Below are 2,141 nucleotides of genomic sequence, written 5' to 3' on the forward strand. Positions count from 1 at the left end.
TTGGAGGGTCGGGAGCTGGCGCGGTGGCATTTCGGGCGGTAGGGCTCGGGGCCTGTCTTCCGCCGGTTTCCCGGTCGGGTGTGCTTTCCCCGATGACCGTGGCCAGTTCTGCTCCGTTTCCAGCTCCCGCCCGTCAAACCGTGCATGCGGTTCTCCCGCACACGGCTTACCGACGTCGTTCACCGCCGGCATTCGGTCTTACCCGCCAAGGCTTTCCAGCCCTGGGTGCGACGACGATTCCATACAAGCTGATCAGGCCGAGGTCGATGGGCCGCGCGTTGCTCATGACCCACCATCCGAACTTCGCGCTGCGCCGGTGCTTCTTGCTGACGAACCGCGCCAGCCGCCACTGCGCGAATCTCCTGATCTTGCTGAGACGCTCTGCCGAATGCCCGTACTTGAAGTACGCCGCCCAGCCGCGAAGAAACCCGTTCAGGTCCTCCGCGATCGCCTCCGGCCGTCGCGGCAGCCTGCTCCGGTCGGTGATCTCCCGGATCCGGTCGCGGGCATGCCGCATGGCCTTGTCCGCGGGCCAGCGCGCGAGGAACACAAAGCCACGTTTCCCGTTGACGCCTCTGGATCTGACAAGCCGGTGATGGAACCCAAGGAAATCCAGGCCCTCCCCACCGACCTCCAGATGGACGATGCGGGTCTTGGCCGCCTTGGGCTCCAACCCCAGACCGGCCAGCAGCTCGGTCAGCCGGGCAAGAGCCCGTTCGGCCTGACTGCGCGACCAGCACATCGCGATCAGATCGTCTGCGTAACGGACCAGCACCCCATCCGCTTCGTCCCATGCCCGGTCGAGCCGGTGCAGGTAGACGTTGCACAAGACAGGGCTGATGACCCCGCCCTGCGGGCTGCCGGTGACTTCGCGTCGCACCTGCCCGTCCTGCATCACCCCGGCGCGCAGAATCTGCCGCAGGAGTTTCAGGACGGTCCGGTCACAGACGCGTTCCTCGACCGCTCGCATCAACTCATCGTGCGGGATCGCCGTGAAGCAGCTGGCGATATCCGTCTCGACCACCCACCGGCGTCCTTTCGCCTGCTCGTCAATGAGCACTTGCAGGGCATCATGGGCTGACCGCCGGGGCCGGAACCCGAACGAGCAGTCGAGCATGTCCGCCTCAAAGACCGGTTCGAACACGATCTTTAGCGCGGCCTGCACGACCCGGTCCCGAACGGCCGGGATCGACAACGGCCGCCATTCGTCCCTGACCCCAGGTTTGGGAATCAGAACCCGGCGAGCGGGCAGCGGACGATAACGGCCTTCCCGAAGCTCAGCGGCCAACTCATCCAGGAGCCGGGCAATCCCGTACTCCTCGACGTCGGCCAGGGTGGTCCGGTCGATGCCCGGTGCGCCGTTGTTCGCACGCACCGTCACCCACGCGCGTTGCAGGACATCTCTGCGATAGACCTTGTCCATCAACGCGTGGAACCTGCGTCCGGGATCGGCCTTGGCCACCCGGTAGAGCACATGCTGCAAGGCACGGACCGGATCACGCGGCCCTGACGGCCGACGCGATCCCGAAGCGGCGGTAATAGCCTGACCGGCACTCACCGGGCCTCCTCCTCAACATCACGTGCTTCGACGAAGCAGTGGCCCTTCCCTCACCGCCGGTTGTGTTGTCCGGTCGGCTCGATCAGTACTACGGCCACCTCCGACGCCCTTCCGGCACGCCACCCACTTCCCGAGGTCATCGGTTATAGGGTGCGACGCTCCAGCAACAATTTCCGCAGGTCACTGGGCCGGGGAGGGCCTCCCCAGTTCCCGCCGCCACTATCGGCACGTTCCGCGCCCCATACGCCGGGGAGTTCTTCGCGGCTGCTTCCAGGCTCTTCACCGCTTCCATGGCCTTCACCCCGATTCCGAAGGGCTCGGCACTCCCTTGCCCCACCCCACGGGCGGGTGAGTAACGACGCCGCAGGCTTCGCTTCACGCTACGGACCGCACCGTCGCTCCCCCATCAGGGCCTTTGACGCTGGGCTTCGACCCCGCCCGTTTCCAGACGGAACCGCCAGCCTGCTACCGGGCCTCCTGGCAGCTACCCGGACCGGACTCACACCGGCAAGCGACGACGAGCTTACGAACAAGATCAGCCGCTCACGCGGCATCACCTCCCGTTCTGCTGGGCGCACGAAAA

Annotated in this window: 1 protein-coding gene; it reads right to left on the minus strand. The window is 66.1% G+C overall.

The genetic code is table 11. From position 1 onward, the window contains the following. Positions 1-166: 166 nt before the first annotated feature. On the minus strand, positions 167-1,474 hold the full coding sequence (gene ltrA, locus K4S16_RS44195) for a group II intron reverse transcriptase/maturase (RefSeq protein WP_235037466.1): 1,308 nt from the start codon (positions 1,472-1,474) through the stop codon (positions 167-169). Positions 1,475-2,141: the final 667 nt, after the last annotated feature.

The sequence above is a fragment of the Actinomadura sp. K4S16 genome (assembly GCF_008327685.1).
Lineage (GTDB): Bacteria > Actinomycetota > Actinomycetes > Streptosporangiales > Streptosporangiaceae > Spirillospora.